This is a genomic window from Candidatus Methanoperedens sp. BLZ2 (genome assembly GCF_002487355.1).
In the GTDB taxonomy this organism is placed as follows: Archaea; Halobacteriota; Methanosarcinia; order Methanosarcinales; family Methanoperedenaceae; genus Methanoperedens.
Window position 1 is genome coordinate 1 of the sequence record NZ_NTMG01000079.1, and the last position, 19,148, is coordinate 19,148.

Sequence of the window (19,148 nt, forward strand, 5' to 3'; positions counted from 1 at the left end):
GTTGTCACAAATTCAGATTTCTAAACAATGATTGAATATTCAGACAAGCTCTTAGTGGAATAACATAACCGGTAATAAAATTACGATTAGGCAATTACTTTTCGATTAATTAAAATTATAATGTATCCCATGATCATCAATACAAATTGAAGTATAATGTGTGTTTATATTTACCGCAGGAAAAAAAGATGTATTCATTATTGGAAATAGATATAATATTCTCTCGGAATTACAGGAGATTTCAGGTTTGATTTTAGAAATATCGCCCAAAAACTCGCTTCTGACGTTGTTTTTCAATTGAATGTTAAACGGTAATTTTATCATGCCCGATTCGCCTTTTTGCACTCCCCGATCGATACTATGTTCACTAATTTCAACTCCCATCGAATTCAAAACTGCCTTTATTCTTGCTTTGAAAACTTTGCGTATGCCAACGCCTGGTCCGGCGCTGATATTTCGATATTTGAGGACATGGTCTTTGCCATTTTTATATCCATGCGTGTGAGATTGAGTGAGATGAGAGTGGATAAAATCACGAGGAATATGCCGATAACAGCGAAGGGAACGCGGGCTGAGTCATCGCGGAGGAAATGGATATTTTTATGGCATCTGTCATTTTTTAGGTGCATGTAAGGCGGCGAAAAAGAACTGTTTTGTTGATAAGGTTTACTATTCGTTTCAGATATTTGATAATAGAAGCAGTACCGCAGAAACTGCATGAATTCAAGCCTGTTTGAGCTTAAATAATCTAAGTATAGAACTATGGAACAGGAAGCTACCTACTCGTAAGGTAGTTCACCTGCTGTTGGTAGTTCATCCGCTTCCCCCGACCATCGCCCTGTTAACAAGAACATGCGGCGCCCCGTCGCTGACAGGCACAAGCTGGCCTGCTTTACCGCATCGTCCTGAATTCATCTCCAGGTCATTTCCAACTGCTGATACATTATTTAATATTTCAAGAGTATTCCCTGAAAGGGAAACATCCCTGAGTGACGTCGTCAGCTCCCCGTTCCTGACTATGAACCCGCGCTCTGCATTGAACTGGAAAACCCCTTCACCAGGATTCACCTGGCCGCCGCGTGAGCCTTTAAGATAAATACCGTCTTTTAATTCAGAGAGCATTTCATCAAATTTCATCCCATTCGGGGCTATGAAGGTGTTGCTCATCCTGATCACGGGTCTTGCATACCCCTGGGCGCGTGAATTCCTTGATTCACCCCCAAGTTTGCCTGCTGTTTCCCTTGAATGAATAAAGGATTTCAGTACACCATTCTGTATCAATGTAGTTCTTTTTGACCCTGCGCCCTCGTCATCAAAAGGATAGTATCCATATTCATGAAGGGACGGGTCGTCATAAACCGTAATAAGGGGAGATGCTATTTGTTCGCCAATTTTTCCCGAAAGGATGGAATTTCCTTCAAGAACATGGTCTGCTTCTACTGCATGACCAACTGCCTCATGGATAAAAACACCGGCAAGTTCCTGGTCAAGGATAACCGGGTATGTCCCTGCTTTTGGCGTTTTTGCAGATAAAAGCTCTATTGCAGTAGTAGCTGCTTTTTCTGCAAGTGCAAAAGCATCATGTTTCTTAAATATCTCAAATCCCATTACTCCAAACCTGCTTTCCCTTCCGATCTGGTAAACGCCTTCTGACTGCGCAATTGAGCTTATCGCAAAACCAACACGGGTTAACGTATATTCACAATCAAGCCCTTCGGAACTCGAATATTTGACATTTATCAGTGATTCGGAATACACGGCATTTGTACTTTGTATTCCGGGTTTTTTTGCACTTTTTTCGATTTCAAGAAGTAATTTGACTTTGTCTTCGATTGGAATATCCTGCGGTTTTTCCTTTATCACCGGAAGATCCTTAAGATCGGGGTTTTTTATAGGGGCAAGATCAATAGGGTTCCTTGGACTCCTGTTTCTTGCAGATTCCGCAAGCCTTCCCGCAGATGAAATTGCAGCATCGGTATTCTCAACAACGCCATCCAGGGACACGAATCCCCATGAGCCGCCGTCGAGAACTCTTACAGCTCCTCCACTTGAGAAATTATTCGAGATCTCACGTATCTGTCCGTTATCAAGAACAATTGATGTGCTGATACTCTTTATAATACGTGTATCATAAAAATCCATGGATTTCTCACACTATACTTATTGGGTTTGTTTCAGGGATAGGGAGGGCGAATTTTGTTCTTGAAGCGAATTTTTTAAGGGTAGCAATAAGACCATCCTTTTCCACACCAACAAGGCTGTATTCCAGTACCTCTTCAATATTTGACACAGGGATTATTCTTATCTGATCCTTGTATTCATCTTCAATAAGTACATCTCCCATATTTGATTTTGGAATGAGGACTGTTTTTATTCCTGCCAGTGCCGCTGCTTCTATCTTGTATGTGACGCCTCCTACAGGCAACACATCGCCCCTGACCGAAAGTGAACCGGTCATCGCTACTGTCTGGTCAATAGGTATTCCCTGGATCGCGGATAATACCGCTGTGGCTATGGAAATGCTTGCAGAATCGCCTTCTACGCCCTCATACGTTCCCACGAACTGGATATGGACATCCATTCTGGAAATATCCTTGCCAGTTGTTTTCTTGATAAGTGCGGAAACATTCTGCACAGCCTCACGCGCAATATTTTTCAACATTCCTGTAGCGATTATATGGCCTTCGGATGTGGACTGCGTTGGTGTGACCTCAGCTATTATCGGAAGGACTATACCTGAATCCTCACCCATGACAGCAAGACCATTTACTCTTCCAACCTGTGCGCCTTCCTTTATATAAAGCTTATAATCTTTTCTTCGTTCAAGATACTGGTACGCAAGCTGCTGTTCAACAGAACGGGCAATGCTCTTTGCTTTTAACACATGTGCAGCTGTGGTGAGCGGTGCATTTTCCCCGTGTGCAATATCACCTGCAACACGAACAAGACCTCCAAGGTCCCTGAGTTTAAGTGTCAGATGCCCTTTTCTCCCCGCACGGCGGCGTGCTTCGCGGATTATCTCTTCAACAGCGCCTTTATCAAAATGAGGTATCTTGCCATCTCTTACAACTTCCTGGGCAACGAACCTGACAAGCTTTTGCCTGTTATCTGGCGTATCCTCAATGGTATCGCTCATATATACTTCGTATCCATAGCCTTTGACACGTGAGCGAAGCGCAGGATGCATTCCCTTGATAGCATCAAGGTTTCCAGCTGCCACCATTATAAAATCACAGGGTACAGGGTCTGTTTTAACCATTGCTCCGCTTGAACGTTCAGACTGTCCTGTGATTGCAAATTCCTTTTCCTGTAGTGCGGTCAGAAGATTTTGCTGGGACTCGATCCTGAGCGTATTTATTTCGTCAATGAACAGAACACCCTTATGGGCTTTATGGATAGCACCGCTCTCTACCCTGTCATGCGCCGGTGTCTCAAGTCCGCCTGACTGGAAAGGGTCGTGGCGCACATCGCCAAGAAGCGCGCCTGCGTGCGCACCAGTGGCATCAATATAAGGGGCGATCTCCTTGCTCTTGTTTGAAACGAGAAGTTTGGGGATCAAAGCTGTTTCTTTTGGCATGAACTGGCGCATCATCATAGCTATTAATACCGCTGCTATGATTCCCATGAGATATTCCCCAACGAAAAATGAATATCCTACGATGCCAAGGACAAGAAGCATAATGAACATATTACGCGCTGTTGTTCTTTTTTGCGCTTCCACTTTGTGGGCATCGGTGATCTCTTTGCCTTTTCCAGCAGGCACTATGCGTATCTTCGGGTTATTGGTATCATCCGGATTGTTATATACCAGAACATCCTGTAATTCCTCTTTTGGAAGCAATTCAGCCATTGCTTTTGCAAGCATTGACTTACCAGTCCCCGGTGTTCCAAGCATCATTACATGTCTTCTCTGGTTTGCCGCTTTTCGTACTACCTCCACGGCATGTTCCTGGCCAATGACCTGTTCGATCAATTTTTTAGGAACCTCAATATCTTTAGTAGATGTTATTTCTAACCCGCCAAGAAGGTCATGATTCTTTACTTCGTTTTCAGTATTTTCCATATTTTACCTGATATTATAAATAAATAGCTTATTAGTCTTAAGATTATCGCATTTAGGGAAATGATGATAATTAGAATATGCCTATATATCTTTTTCGCTTCTATATCTAAAAAGTCTATATGATTTAACTCATATTAAGCTTACGATCAGAATTTTTTTATGATATTTCAGTCACAAATATTTTATGCCTCAAAGGCAAGTGAAAGTGGGCGACTGCCACTAAAAAAGTGAATTTGAATTGAACTTATTATTCAAATCTATCTTTCTCATAACAAAATATAAAAAGAACAGGTTAGATACCGGCTAACTAACCTGTCTGCCGTCTGGAAAATCCCTGCTAATACTCAGTAGAAGGAGCTTTCTCTGCAGTGCGGGGCGGCACTACTGTTTCTGTCTCTGTAACTACTGTTTCTTTCTCTACAGTATGGGTTGGCACTGCTGTTGTACGGGGTGGCACTGTTTCTTCTGCTTTTGCCTCTCCTGCTGTAGAAATGTCTTCAGCTCCAGTATTTTTCAGGATTTCTTCAGCGCGCTTTGCCCAATCAGAACTATCTGAATGAACTGATAGTAAGATGCCGCCTTTATTAACCAGTCCTTCGTACCTTTTTGCCTCATACTCGGGAACGCCCATGCCGACAAGAGCTCCTACAATTCCACCGACCGCACCGCCAACACCAGCGCCAGCCAGAGCTGCCATAAGAGGGCCTGCTGCTATAAAGGGACCGACACCTGGAATTGCCAGTGCGCCAATACCTGCCAGCCATCCAAGAGCCCCTCCGATTACAAGTCCAGAGCCTGCACCTGTTGCTGCGCCCTCAGGAGCCTTAGTGTGTTTCTCATGTGCGAATTCTTTTGTACTTGTCTTTTCAGGCATGAGTACCGAGATGTCTGAACTGCGAAAACCTGCAGCTTTTAGAGCATCAACAGCAGATTCAACTCCCACTCGTGTCTTATATATTCCAAATACTGCTTTGTTTGTTGCCATATTATCTATCTCCCTTTCATTTAATATTCATTTTAGTGTATTTTTTCTATAGCTTAATTATCCGGTAATTTTCGACTTGCTTCCGGTAAGCTCTAACCATACTGATAAAATTCTCATGATACTAAGAAATATCCGGTACGGTTATAGAATTTTTAACAAAGTATGTTGTTGTACTTGTTCTACCACTATTCAGGGTAGGAATCAGGCAATATAGCAATGTCGCACTAACTTGATCTACAAATCTTCCTATTTCTGGAGTATTTCTTTTAGTGCAACTGTCTTTTTGCCTGATTCGCTTTGGACTTTTTGAGACGTTTATTAGTTATTTTTCGAACTATTTTCCCTGATTATTGCCTGAACTTCCAGGACTCTTCTTCTTGCTTACTTCCCCTTGACCCTTTTCCAAATCTCTGTGACTCACCGGATCTCTGGGATTCTTCCTGCCTGTATCTTCCAGACTCTTCGGGTCTGTATCTCTGGGATTCTCTTCCGAATCTCTCAGATTCTTCCTGCCTGTATCTTCCAGACTCTTCAGGTCTATATCTCTGGGATTCTCTTCCGAATCTCTCAGATTCTTCCTGCCTGTATCTTCCTGATTCTTCAGGTCTATACCTCTGGGATTCTCTTCCGAATCTCTCAGATTCTTCCTGCCTGTATCTTCCTGATTCTTCAGGTCTATATCTCTGGGATTCTCTTCCGAATCTCTCAGATTCTTCCTGCCTGTATCTTCCAGACTCTTCAGGTCTATACCTCTGGGATTCTCTTCCAAATCTCTCAGATTCTTCCTGCCTGTATCTTCCTGATTCTTCAGGTCTATATCTCTGGGATTCTCTTCCAAATCTCTGTGACTCACTTCCGAATCTCTCAGATTCTTCCTGCCTGTATCTTCCTGATTCTTCAGGTCTATATCTCTGGGATTCTCTTCCAAATCTCTGGGATTCTCTTCCGAATCTCTCGGATTCTTCCTCGCCATATCTTCCTGACTCTTCAGGTCTGGACATCTGTGACTCTCTTCCGAATCTCTCGGATTCTTCCTCGCCATATCTTTCCGACTCTTCGGGTCTGGACATCTGTGATTCTCTTCCGAATCTCTCGGATTCTTCCTCGCCATATCTTCCTGACTCTTCAGGTCTGGACATCTGTGACTCTCTTCCGAATCTCTCGGATTCTTCCTGCCTGTATCTTCCTGACTCTTCAGGTCTGTATCTTCTTTCTTGCTCTGACATTTCCTCCCCGGGTCTATATTCTTCTCCCCGTTCTTCTCCCCGTTCTTCTCGTTCTGATCTTTCCTGTTCTTCCCTGTAATGCTTCTCCTGTTCTTCTGGTTTTGGTTTTATTATCTTTGATCTTTCCTTCCACCAGGAAGATGCAGTTGCAGTTGGGGAGCTCCTCGATCCCCTTTCGGTTTCCCTCATTTCTTGGCTTGATTCCATTCCCATTCCCTGTCTGGATCTCATTCTTTCTCCAGATTCCATTCCCCGTTTGCTTTGTTTAGATTCTGACGACTCTGTACTAGTTCTTTTTGCATTCACAACTTCACACTCCTTGTACTAATAGTACATCCATATTGTATGCATATTGATAGTATAAATTTTATGGTTATGGTGTTTATAACGTCAATCTAACGTATGTTTAAATTGCCAATTCCCATAGAAGATTTATAAAAATTTACCTGCTATTTTCGTTAATATTAAACCTAATTCATTTTTTATTATCCTCATAAAAATCTATCCTCAGTAGTGATATATATTTGGTTATTTAATATCACTACATTATGTCATTCACCCGCACATTCAAAAGAAAGAACAAAAATGGAACAGTAAGGACATATTATGCGGAAGTAGAGTCTGTTAGAGTTGGAGATAAAGTATTTCAAAGATATATTAGACCATTAAGTATCGACCCGGAACATCCAAAGAACATACCCATCGAACCAGTCCGTTTTTCATATCTTGCTCTGCGACTAATGCAGGACACATTGAAACCAAACGATCTATTCGAAATGCTGGAAAAAATAGGACAACCAGTAAAAAAAGAAGCACTTGAGAAAATAGGTATTAACTATGATTTCAAAAAAAAGAACATACTCAATCTACCTCTTCTACAGGAAGATCTCAAGATCAAGAACCCGGATCGATGCCCGATCTGCAAAGAATATCCGGTAAGACAGACCACATATAAAAGAAAGATAACAACACTATCCGGTGAACATATAATTTCTTTCAAAAAAAAATATTGCCGATATCACGGTCTTATAAACAAAGAAACAATTTCGGCAATTCAAAAAATTTGTCCGATAAAGAGAAATTTCGACACAAAAGTGATAATTGCGATTGGTCTTTTAAGATGGTCATTCAACTATCAACGTGAAGAGATACAGATGCTTCTTGAAGGCCAGGGCATCCATATTTCAACAGGTGAGATATCCATATTGTCCGAAGAATTTCTTCTCAGGTTCTATGCTCTCCATAATAAACATCGTTCCCGGATGAAGAAAATATTCAAAAAAAATGGAGGATATATCCTTAATCTGGATAGAAGTGCAGGATCAGGCAATGAAATAACATTGACTGCCAGAGAAGAAATGACAGGATTTACAATCGATAGCTGTATAATGCTTTCAGAAAGTCGAGAGTATATCATACCATTTCTCAGATCTATTCGAAAAAAATATGGAAAACCGCTTACTGTTGTGCGAGATATATCTGAAGAGATCGCTGATTCGGTTTCGAAGGTTTTTCCAAGGGTCTCTCAACAAGTTTGTCACTATCATTTTGTTCACAGGCTTGGAGTTATCATATTCAAACATCGATACGAAGAGCTTCAAAGAATAATTTTGAAAACAAAAATTATTGCCAGAATTGTTGCTCTGAAAAAGACATGTATGGATGGAATTTCATCATACGAGAAAACATTGATAGCAGAGCATTACTGGATTACGCTTGCAATAGAATATGTTCTATATCCAATAGAGAGAAAATCGGATTATCCATTTGTTTTGCCATATCTGGAGGTTATTAATAGAATTACAGAAGTTCTGAAAATACTCAAAAAGATCGTAATGTGGAATGCAAAGCATAACATTGGTGTCAAAGTTATTTTAAAATTTGAAAAATATCTGAAAAAATTGACAGAGATAATGGAAATAAAAGTATGCTGTAACAAGATTAGACATATCCAGTCATGGTTTGAAGAAATAAGAAAAGAGCTTCAAGTGAACCCGGAATTCAGTGATAAAGAGCAAAACCTCATACCCACAAAAGTAAATAAAAATGAAATGGAACAAAAATTTTACGATATGATTATCAAAATAAGGGATCAGGGTCAAAGATCCGGGGGTGAGTATGTTGAGATATCAAAGAAGATTTTTCAGAACTGTCATGATCACATGGATGAACTATTTGTTAAAGTGAAAGATATGAATGGTGAAGAAATCAGGATAATCAGCCATAATGGAATTGAGAAGTTGAATCACAGACGGGGCAGAATGCATATCAGAAGGAGGACTGGAAGGACTGGAAGAGACCGAACCACAATACAGATGGAAAAGTATGCTGCTTTGCTTGCTGTTTTTTCGAATATTGAAAACGCAGAATATATCAAAACGGTTCTTGCAGAAATAAAGGATTTTGTAAAGGATATGCAAGATGTTACCGGGAAGGACATTCTGGATGCGAAAAAATTGATCAGGATTTCTTAGTTAATTTTATAAAAGTACTCCGTTTTCCCCTGTCGGGAAGATGGAAGATGGGTATATAAGGTCAGTTTCAAGACTACATACAGCCGACCTGGCATATAATTATAAATACCATGAATTGCATGATCATATAATAGGGAGTAAGGATTACTACAAATAATTATTATAAATAATATTAGTATAAATAATAGTAGTGTTCCACGAATTGGAGGAAAATCTATGGGAGTGAAAGAAAGAGTTGGGAAAACATCAGATACACGCGTGAATGAAGAAAAAATTGAAAAAGATACCATCAATGAAAAAATTAGCAGCCTGACATATCATACTGAATCCGCCGCTGAAGAATTTCTCACAACCAACCAGGGTACACGCATTAATGATAACCAGAACTCTCTGAAAGCCGGAGAAAGAGGACCAACTCTTTTAGAAGATTTTCTTCTTCGTGAAAAAATTACTCATTTTGATCATGAACGCATCCCTGAACGGGTTGTGCACGCCCGCGGCGCAGCAGCACACGGTTACTTCCAGGTATATGAATCAATGGCCAAATATACGAAGGCAAAATTCCTGACCGATCCTTCGGAAAAAACGCCTGTGTTTGTGCGCTTTTCGACAGTAGCCGGTTCTCGCGGTTCTTCTGACCTGGCAAGGGATGTAAGAGGATTTGCCGTAAAATTTTATACAAAGGAAGGCAATTACGATTTAGTGGGTAATAATATGCCCGTTTTTTTTATCCAGGATGCAATTAAATTTCCCGATTTTGTTCATGCCGTCAAACCTGAACCTCACAATGAAATCCCACAGGCATCTTCTGCACATGACACTTTCTGGGATTTTATATCATTGGCACCCGAATCGATGCACATGATCATGTGGTTAATGTCAGACCGTGCAATTCCACGCAGCTTTCGTATGATTGAAGGCTTTGGGGTGCATACATTCCGCTTAATCAATGAAGATGGGGAATCGGTTTTTGTCAAATTCCACTGGAAACCCCTTCTGGGTGTTCATTCTGTAGTTTGGGAGGAAGCTCAAATGATATCAGGTAAAGATCCGGACTTCCACCGCAGGGATCTGTGGGAAGCTATCGAAAAAGGTGCGTTCCCTGAATGGGAATTAGGCGTACAGATAGTTCCTGAAGAAGATGAACATAAATATGAATTCGATTTGCTCGATCCTACTAAAATAATTCCCGAAGAATTAGTTCCTGTGCAGCGTATCGGTAAAATGACTCTCAACCGGAACCCTGACAATTTCTTCGCTGAAACCGAACAGGTTGCCTTTCATCCAGGAAATGTTGTGCCAGGTATCGATTTCACCAATGATCCGCTTTTGCAGGGACGGTTGTTCTCTTATATTGATACGCAACTTTTGCGTTTAGGGGGTCCGAATTTTCATGAAATCCCGATTAACCGCCCGATAGCCCCTGTACATAATAATCAACGCGACGGGCACATGAGGCAAACCATTAATCGCGGTAAGGCAAGTTATCAGCCTGATACTATAAAAGGCGGATATCCCATCCAGGCAAAAGCTGCTGAAGGCGGATTTACCAGTTACACCGAGCGGATTGAAGTAAATAAAATCCGTGGCAAAAGCCGCAGTTTCTTTGATCATTTCAGCCAGGCAGCGCTGTTCTACAATAGCCAGTCAGATGTAGAAAAAAAACACCTGACTGATGCTTTAAGCTTTGAATTAGGAAAAGTGGAGCGTGTTGAAATCCGCCAGCGTATGGTGGGATTACTCACCCAGGTTGATGAAACGCTGGCTACGAACGTTGCAGATGCTCTTGGACTTCCTGTACCCAGGCAACCTGAATACCCGATGAACCATATAATTCCCGCAGATGGCGACCCGAAGGAATATCAACCTGTAAAGGTAAAGCAGTCAATCAAAAAATCGGAGGCATTGAGCATGGCCAACACCATAAAAAATACGATCAAGACAAGACAAATAGCCATACTTGCCGCGGATGGTGTGGATGAAGCTTCGATCAGTCAAATGAAATCCGCACTGGAAGCCGAAGGCGCACAAACAGCAATAATAGCTCCCAAACTTGGATACATAAAAAGCGCAACAGGAAAAGAAATAAAAGTTGACCAGAGTTTTTTAACAGCATCTTCAGTCCTATTCGATGCGGTATATGTGCCTGGGGGGGCTAAAAGTTCGGCATCTTTAAAAGAAAATGCTAAGGCGCTGCAGTTCATTTATGAGGCTTATAGACACTACAAAGCCATTGCTATGGATGATGACAGTGGGTTATTGAAGGCATCATATCCTGGTAATAAAATGCTTTCAGATACCTTGAAAGAAACTGATCTTGCGGCAAAGGGAATAATCGTGAACGCACATGCAAAAGGAGCAACATCAAACGCAAAAGACTTTATTAAAGCTATAGCACAACATCGTTTCTGGAATAGATAGAAGAAATATTGCTCCGAAATATGGTTCATCCTCAACTTAGCAAATTAAGGACTATAGCAATTCTTTTATTTTTTGTTCCGATAACAATATTCTTTGCTTAACAAGATCTTAAAGTTATTATTTCTTTTTTTACTTGATGAAAGGGCAGTTTTTATGTAGCTTGTAGAATATAAATATAATACAAAACATATAACAAATAATAAATCAAATCAAGGATATAGTATTGAAAAGTATTGAAAAAGTAACTTTTAACTCATATCAAGATTAATTAAAAGAGGAGAGGACTTCATGAATTTATCAATTCAAATAGGGAAATTAATGGGTATCCCCATTAAATTGCACGTAACATTTCTTCTGATACTTCCTGTGTTCGGATACATTTTTGCAAACAATCCGCCCGGGTTCGGCTTTCGTGATATCGGACCGTTATGGTTCCGGTATGCTCTCGGTTTATCAGTAGCGCTCCTGCTTTTCACATGTGTTCTATTACATGAACTGGGTCATTCATATGTTGCCAAAAAACATGGTTCCAATATCCAGGAAATTACACTTTTCCTTTTTGGCGGCGTTTCTTCACTTGAGGATATCCCCAGGAATCCAAAAATAGAGTTCAAGATGGCACTGGCAGGACCCGCTGTCAGCCTTTTGATCGGGTCAATACTTATTATTTTTTACGGAATTCTTAAGGTCAATATACCGATGAGTAATCCTTATCTGCGACTCATGGAGGTGATAGGGTATATTAACGTTGTTCTTTGCGTTTTCAATCTGCTTCCTGCATTTCCGATGGATGGGGGAAGGGTATTAAGAGCAGCGCTTGCAGACAGAATGTCATATATGAAAGCAACACATATTGCTGCATATGTGGGAAAGATGTTTGCGATATTGATGGGCATTTTCGGATTTATAACTGTTCCTGATGGGGTCTGGTTCATGCTCATCGCATTTTTTATATATATCGGTGCGTCGGAAGAGGAAAAATCCACGCAGGTCAGTATTACACTTGAAGGTATGAAAATGAAGGATATAATGTCAGAAGATGTAAAAACCGTCCCTTCCACTATGACTGTGGAAGAGCTCGTGGATTTCATGTTCAAGCACAAACATATGGGATATCCTGTCGTGGATGGGGCAGAAATAAAAGGTATAGTAACTTTTACAGATGTTCAAAATATTCCAAAGGAAAAGCGAAAAACCATTAATGTTTCAAATATAATGACCAAAGAGATTATCAGCACAAAGGAAGATGATGAAGCAGTGAAGGCATTAAAAATTATGACCACAAATAATATAGGAAGAATAATTATAACGCAGGATAAGAAAATTATAGGTATCGTTTCAAGAACAGACCTTCTGAGGTCTGTACAATTACTGGAATAACATGAATAACGGTATTTATAAAGCAAACCATAATTTTAATATACAGAATCCGGCAGCATCCAGGGCAAGTATAATTATTGTAGGGACAGCTCATGTTTCTGAAAAAAGTGTTGCCGAAGTCAATGAAGTAATCGAACGTGAAAAGCCTGATATTGTGGCCGTTGAACTTGACAGGGCCAGGTTCAAGGCCATCAAGGGTGAAGAAGAGCAGGTAAAAGATGTCAATGTTAAAGACATTCTTAGTGAAGGAAAATTCTACTATTTCATGCTTCACTGGCTTCTTGCATATGTACAGAAAAAAATTGGCGCTGATACAGGGGTCAAGCCAGGCGCTGAAATGATGGCTGCAATTGAACAGGCTGAAAAGTCGGGGGCAAAGATCGCACTCATTGATAGAGATATCCAGCTAACACTGACACGTTTCTGGAAAAAAATGTCCTTTTTTGAAAAATTGAAACTTTTTGGTTCCCTCGTCGGTGCTTCGCTTGGTTCCGGATCGCAACAAATTGATATGGAAACTGTTACAAATGAGGATGTAGTGACCCAGCTTGTTGATGAATTAAGAAAACTTGCTCCCGGTGCGGCGACCGTCCTGATCGATGAAAGAGATGCCTTTATGGCAAAGAACCTGGTTGATCTATCCAACCAGGGAAAAGTAGTAGCAGTTGTTGGTGCGGGCCACAGGCAGGGAATACAGAAATACCTAAATAATCCTGAAACCATACCTTCCATAAGAGAACTCTCAACTATTCCAAAAAAAGGTTTTAATTGGCTAAAAGCCATAACTATTGCAATCATTTTAATGATCGTCGGGGTGCTTGCTCTGCTGGTTTTCGGGGGCTATCCCCTTGAGAAGCTTCTTACGGCAATGCTCTACCTTTTTGTGGCCCAGGGAATACTTTCAGCAATTGGCGTCCTGGTTGCCCGGGGTCATCCATTATCCGCTTTGACCTCTTTTGGCCTGGCATGGTTCGGTTTCCTGCACCCTTTCCTTGCAGTAGGCTGGCTGGCCGGTCTTGTAGAAGCACATCTTCGTCCACCCACGACAGAGGATTTTAAGACAATAATGAAATCTGATACCATGACTGAATTAATGCAGAACAGGTTATTCCGTATCATGCTGGTGGCAGGATTGGCTAATCTTGGAAGTATGGCCGGAACTTTTGTGGCGATACCTTTTATGGTCCATTATCTTGGAATAACAAATCCGCTTGATATACTCAAGCTGGCATTTGAAACGGGATTCAATACTCTAAAAGGATTGTTTTAAAAGAACAGGATAATCTTTCTTGAGTAATAATCATTAAGAAATACTGATTTTATATATCATCTATATATTATTGGGAAAACCTATATTATATCAAAAGACCACTCCCCATAGAACAAAATAGAAAACATTAAGATTAGGAATTATTACAAAGAAAACGCATAAATGGAGATTGAAATATGGGACTGAAAGAATGGCTTATTCCGCAGGATAAACACTTTTTTAATATGCTGGAGAACGAATCAAATAATGTTCTGGATGGTTCGAAGATTTTTCTTGAAATGCTTAATAATTATGAAAATATCAAGGAAAAGCAGCAAAAAATAAAGGATATAGAGCACCAGGGAGATGATTTTGTCCATGAGATCTTTGAGGAATTGAATAAAACATTCATAACTCCTATCGACCACGAGGATATATCAGCTCTTGCCTCGGCTTTTGATGATGTGCTTGATTATATTGATGGCACAGCTGCACGCTTTGTCCTTTACGAGATCAAAAAACCAGAAGAGAGCATGATAAGATTAGCTGAAGTTATCCTAAAACAGGCCACTGAATTAAACCTTGCAATTTGCGGGCTTCGAAACATTAAGAACCCGAAAGATATAGAAAAGAGATGCATTGAGGTCAACAGGCTTGAAAATGTCGCAGATGACATATACAAATCGTCGGTAGCCCTGCTTTTCAAGCAAAAAGACGCTATTGAGATAATGAAATTAAAAGAGATCTATGAAAGGCTTGAGTTTGCGACTGACAAATGCGAGGATGCTGCGAACGTAATAAGCGATATCGTGGTAAAGAACAGTTAAAAGGTGATATTTTGCTATTCTTACAGGAATTTATCATCTTTACAATAGTCTTGGCTTTGCTCTTTGATTTCATAAATGGGTTTCATGACTCAGCCAATGCGATCTCTACAGTAGTCGCTACCAAGGTATTATCACCGATTCGGGCAGTTGGAATGGCTGCTGTGGGAAATCTCATAGGGCCCCTTTTCTTTTCAACCGCAATAGCTGCTACCATAGGGAAAGGAATAATAAAAATTGAACTTGTTCAGGATAAAGAGATCCTTGTATTCATTATATTTTCAGCGCTGGTTGGAGCTGTTGTATGGGACCTGATCACATGGTATTACGGGCTTCCCACATCAAGCAGCCATGCACTCGTTGGTGGTCTTGTAGGTGCAGGATTAGTCGCAATAGGCAGCAATTCCATAAATCCTGTCGGTGTTGAAAAAGTCGTTGCCTTCATGGTAATATCACCGATCATCGGGCTGATCGCAGCGTTCATACTAACAACATTAGTCATCAGGGCATTTTATCGTGTCGCTCCTTCCAGGATCAACATATATTTTAAGCGCCTGCAACTATTTTCAGCTTTTTTTTATTCTGTCACACATGGTACGAACGATGCTCAAAAAACAATGGGAATTATTACTGTGCTGCTTGTAGCGTATGGTTCTCTTACAACATTCAATGTGCCGATATGGGTAATACTGGCAGCTCATATATCAATTTCACTTGGTACTTTCTTAGGAGGATGGAGGATTGTAAAAACCATGGCCCAAAAAATCACAAAACTAAGACCTTATCAGGGATTCTGTGCTGAGACCTCAGGCGGCATTGTGCTTGCCAGCATGGCGGCATTCGGCATACCAGTAAGCACCACTCATGTAATATCTTCTTCAATAATGGGCGTAGGAGCTACGGATAAACTTTCTGCGGTAAGGTGGGGTATCGCGCGTAAGATCGTTGGTGCCTGGATCTTAACAATTCCTGCAACTGCGATAATTTCAGGAATGACTTTTTCTGTAATGAAAGCCATATTCCGATTTTGAGAAAAGTCTTATTACTTTTTAAAAAGATAAAAGGAATATAATGTTAAAAGATAAAACCAAGCTTGTCATCTGGCCCATATACCTTGATGCAACAAAATCAAGGGGAGAAGGACGCCTTCTTTCCATGAAAGATTCTGTAAAATCGCCTGTATTAAAAGAGATAGAGAAAGCGGCTCTTGAATTGAATCTTGCTCCTGTTGTTGAATCCGATAAAGCCCACCCGCAATCATGGTGGGTTAAAAGCGGAAGGGTGCTTGTTGATAAGAAAGGACCAAAATCAGTGATCACAAAACAGATAGCGCAGCGTATAACCAAGACACGGGGACAGAAATGATCGACCTGCATACACATTCATCTTTTAGCGATGGGGAGCTCATACCAAGCGAACTTGTTCGCCGCGCAGTTGTTCTTGGATATACGGCAATAGCAATAACAGACCATGTTGATTATACAAATATCGAACATATCCTCTCTTGCGTAGGCAACGTGAAGAGCCTGGAGGATGATTATAACATCAGGATATTTTCAGGGGTTGAAATAACCCATGTCCCTCCTGCTAAAATGCCCGGGCTTGTCAAGATGGCAAGAAAACTGGGCGCCGAGGTCATAGTTGTTCACGGTGAGACATCAGTTGAGCCGGTACCTCAGGGAACAAATCATGCCGCGGTGTCGCTTGATATTGATATTCTTGCACATCCGGGTTTTATTACTCTTGAAGACGCCAGGACCGCAAAGGAAAACGGAATATGTCTTGAGATCACATCAAGAAACGGCCACAACAGGACGAATGGTCATGTAGCAAGGATCGCGCAGGAAATTGGCGCAGACCTTATCGTAGATACGGACTCACATTCACCGTATGATCTGATTAACGATGAAACAGCATTTAAAATCGCTATGGGGGCTGGTCTTGATGATAAAGGCGCAAAAAAAGCAACGGCCACAAATCCATTGAAGTTGATAAAAAACCTTTAATTCATCTTCCCTTTTGTCTTATATAAAGTTGTTCAATCCTTTCTATTGAATCAGCATCTTCTTTTGATTTATCGGTTCTTACATTGACAAGCCTTGGGAAACGAAGCGCATATCCTGATCCATAATTAGGGCTTTTCTGGATTTCCTCAAAAGCCACTTCAAAAACGATTTTTGGTTCGATATCAACATGAATTCCATTTTCTAAAATTATCAGGTCCTTGAATAATTTTGTGAGGTCTTCCAGTTGTTCATCTGTAATACCTGTCGCTACCCGTCCAATTGGAAGGAATTTTTCAGTGTCAGGATCGCGGCAGGCCAGTAAATACGAACCGATGAATTTAGTTCGTCTTCCTTCCCCCCATTCTCCCCCGATAACAACAAGATCAAGTGTTTCCATGATGGGTTTTAATTTGAGCCAGTTCTTTCCCCGTTTTCCGGGAGAATAGGGTGATCCGGGGTTTTTAAGCATTACACCTTCATGCCCCGCAGCAAGCGCTTCATTATAAATACTTTCAACAACTGCCGGATCATCGGTTATTATCTGTTTTGCAACAACACTCTTATCACAAACTTTCTCAAGCTTTTCCCGCCTCTTGATCAATGGGATATCGATAAGACTATCACCATTTAGATAAAGAATATCAAAAAGATTAAGGCACAAAGGGATTTCAATTGCAGTGGTTGAGACATCATATTTCCTGCGAAAACGCCTGAGTATTTCCTGAAATGGCTTCGGCCTGTTATTTTTTCCGATAGCTACGGCTTCACCGTCAAGAATAACACAATTTGTCAATACATTTGTTCTTATGGATTTTACAAGATCCGGCAACGAAGAAGTAACATCCTCAAGTTTTCGTGAATATATCGTAATGTCATTTTCGTTCTTATGGATCTGGACGCGTGCGCCGTCATATTTCCATTCCACTGCTACATGCCCCATTTCTTTTATAGTTTCATTAATACCAGCACCAATTTGCGCAAGCATCATTCTCAGTGGGCGGTTAATCATAACTCCAAGCTTAATAAGTCCCTCTTTTCCTTCTTTTTTTGCGGTAATTGCGACAAGACCTGAATCATTTGTCAGCAAAATTCCACGCTCGACAAGTTCAGAAGGTACACCAAATGCCTCTGCTATTGCATTTCGAACTATCCCTTCACCCACGCCGATACGCATCTCTTCGATCGCTAACCGTGAAAGATAAACGATTTCTGTGGGTTTGGCCTGGCTGAATAAATACTGGAGATTTTTTATTTTAGCGTCCTGTGAACCTTTTCCACTCAATTCCGATATCCTTTCAAACCGCAGATATACTTCTTTGATGGAAAGCTGCTCGCTTTCGGAAAATAAACTGAGATGGGTTTTGCCGCACAGGATCGCTTTTTCTAAAGCCAGTCCTACATCCCCTGTTTCTTTGATAAGTTCTTCAATTCGTTTTACTGGCAATGATGATGTTCTGGATATTGCTGAGTATAGAAGATTGGGGCCAAGACCAAGTTCTTTATTGCTCCATACAGGGAACACATGCCCCATAATGAAACGTGTAACAATCGGAAGCTCCTCATCACTTACTTCTTTAAGAAAATTCGAAACATTCGTGGTAATTTCAAGAGAACCCGAAATATGTTCTATCGCGCTGCATACTTTTGCAAAATCTTCAAAATAAGTCATATTAATAAAGCAACATAAAATTAAAAATAACAATAAATAAAAGGGTGTTGGCCCTTTTATTTATTGTGAGGTCGCATTTGCCAATTTTTCTGCATGAATGACACCGATGTCTGTTCCATGGCAGTTGGTGCAATATTTTGATCTTGAAAGGTGGACTGTTATGAGATTGCCGAAACTTGGATTAAGTGAATCTGGCGGTGCAGCATGGCAATTTTCACAGACTGAATAATGGCCAGGTCCATCTGCAGATTTATCAACGACAGGTATCTTTGGCGGGGAACCATGACAGGTATTACAATCCAGGCCAACTGTTCCCGGGCCAATATGGATATTATGCACCTGGCTTCCATGGCATGTCACACAGAGCCTTCCTCCATTTACATGGGGTTGTAAGTTTTGCGGGTCTTTATGGCATAACTCGCATTTGATCGTATCAACTTTTGCCGGGGCTGTTACTACAGCAGAAGTTCCTGCCGGGTTTGCTCCTGGTGTCTCTTGTCCTGCTACTGTTGTCTCTGTTGCTGTTGGCGCAGGAGTTGTTCTATTTACTTCTCCGGTTTTACCAGGGGTAATTTTACCGCCCAGGATATAATAACCACCGGCTGCAATCAGGATGACGGCCACCACGATCACAAAAATAATAGGAACCTTCGAATCTTTATTACTCATTATATATTCACCACGCTAATTAGGGTATTATATAGTTTTAAATGTTTTGGTTTATAATCATTCATTAGACTATATAAGGGATTCAGGTTTTTAACACGTGGGTTCAAAGGGTAAAGAATTCCCCTTCAGTGAGGGAGGGGATGAATTGTACCCTTTGCAATTGTTATTACTTTCATCCCGCT

Annotated in this window: 15 protein-coding genes; 8 read left to right on the plus strand and 7 right to left on the minus strand. The window is 40.8% G+C overall.

Annotated elements, in window-relative coordinates:
• Positions 1-401 precede the first annotated feature (401 nt).
• From CL181_RS16545 to CL181_RS16565, 5 genes are all read right to left on the minus strand, one after another.
• Positions 402-629: a hypothetical protein gene (locus CL181_RS16545; protein ID WP_097300434.1), complete on the minus strand. Its 228-nt coding sequence runs from the start codon at positions 627-629 to the stop codon at positions 402-404.
• A 184-nt stretch (positions 630-813) separates the two neighbouring features.
• Positions 814-2,142 (minus strand): TldD/PmbA family protein, encoded by a 1,329-nt coding sequence (locus tag CL181_RS16550; protein WP_097300435.1) that lies wholly within the window; start codon positions 2,140-2,142, stop codon positions 814-816.
• A gap of 7 nt (positions 2,143-2,149) precedes the next feature.
• Positions 2,150-4,063, minus strand: coding sequence for an ATP-dependent protease LonB (lonB, locus tag CL181_RS16555; protein WP_097300436.1), 1,914 nt, complete (start codon positions 4,061-4,063; stop codon positions 2,150-2,152).
• Positions 4,064-4,400: 337 nt separating this feature from the next.
• On the minus strand, positions 4,401-5,048 hold the full coding sequence (locus CL181_RS16560; protein ID WP_097300437.1) for a DUF3341 domain-containing protein: 648 nt from the start codon (positions 5,046-5,048) through the stop codon (positions 4,401-4,403).
• Between the two features lie 347 nt (positions 5,049-5,395).
• Positions 5,396-6,505 carry a hypothetical protein gene (locus tag CL181_RS16565; protein ID WP_097300438.1) on the minus strand — a complete coding sequence of 370 codons (1,110 nt, stop codon included), beginning with the start codon at positions 6,503-6,505 and terminating at the stop codon, positions 5,396-5,398.
• A gap of 317 nt (positions 6,506-6,822) precedes the next feature.
• On the opposite strand from CL181_RS16565, the gene CL181_RS16570 reads away from it, so the two are divergent.
• The 8 genes from CL181_RS16570 (at position 6,823) to CL181_RS16605 (ending at position 16,628) form a co-directional block, all read left to right on the plus strand.
• A complete protein-coding gene (locus CL181_RS16570; RefSeq protein WP_097300439.1) occupies positions 6,823-8,748 on the plus strand; it encodes a hypothetical protein in 1,926 nt (641 codons plus the stop codon).
• Between the two features lie 216 nt (positions 8,749-8,964).
• Entirely contained in the window at positions 8,965-11,169 is a 2,205-nt protein-coding gene (gene katE, locus CL181_RS16575) for a catalase HPII (protein WP_097300440.1), read from the plus strand.
• 288 nt (positions 11,170-11,457) lie between these two features.
• Positions 11,458-12,549 (plus strand): CBS domain-containing protein, encoded by a 1,092-nt coding sequence (locus CL181_RS16580; RefSeq protein ID WP_097300441.1) that lies wholly within the window; start codon positions 11,458-11,460, stop codon positions 12,547-12,549.
• A gap of 1 nt (position 12,550) precedes the next feature.
• Positions 12,551-13,819, plus strand: a complete 1,269-nt coding sequence (locus CL181_RS16585) for a TraB/GumN family protein (RefSeq protein WP_097300442.1) — start codon at positions 12,551-12,553, stop codon at positions 13,817-13,819.
• Between the two features lie 176 nt (positions 13,820-13,995).
• Positions 13,996-14,625, plus strand: a complete 630-nt coding sequence (locus CL181_RS16590; RefSeq protein WP_097300443.1) for a DUF47 domain-containing protein — start codon at positions 13,996-13,998, stop codon at positions 14,623-14,625.
• An 11-nt stretch (positions 14,626-14,636) separates the two neighbouring features.
• A complete protein-coding gene (locus CL181_RS16595) occupies positions 14,637-15,653 on the plus strand; it encodes an inorganic phosphate transporter (RefSeq protein WP_217993204.1) in 1,017 nt (338 codons plus the stop codon).
• Between the two features lie 40 nt (positions 15,654-15,693).
• Positions 15,694-15,987, plus strand: a complete 294-nt coding sequence (locus CL181_RS16600; RefSeq protein WP_097300445.1) for a signal recognition particle protein Srp19 — start codon at positions 15,694-15,696, stop codon at positions 15,985-15,987.
• Entirely contained in the window at positions 15,984-16,628 is a 645-nt protein-coding gene (locus tag CL181_RS16605; RefSeq protein ID WP_097300446.1) for a histidinol phosphate phosphatase domain-containing protein, read from the plus strand. Before CL181_RS16600 ends, CL181_RS16605 begins: the two co-directional genes overlap by 4 nt.
• 1 nt (position 16,629) lies before the next feature.
• Here the strand turns inward: CL181_RS16605 and CL181_RS16610 are convergent, their stop codons facing one another.
• A complete protein-coding gene (locus CL181_RS16610) occupies positions 16,630-18,297 on the minus strand; it encodes an ATP-dependent DNA ligase (RefSeq protein ID WP_097300447.1) in 1,668 nt (555 codons plus the stop codon).
• Between the two features lie 60 nt (positions 18,298-18,357).
• Positions 18,358-18,966 (minus strand): hypothetical protein, encoded by a 609-nt coding sequence (locus CL181_RS16615; RefSeq protein ID WP_097300448.1) that lies wholly within the window; start codon positions 18,964-18,966, stop codon positions 18,358-18,360.
• Positions 18,967-19,148: the final 182 nt, after the last annotated feature.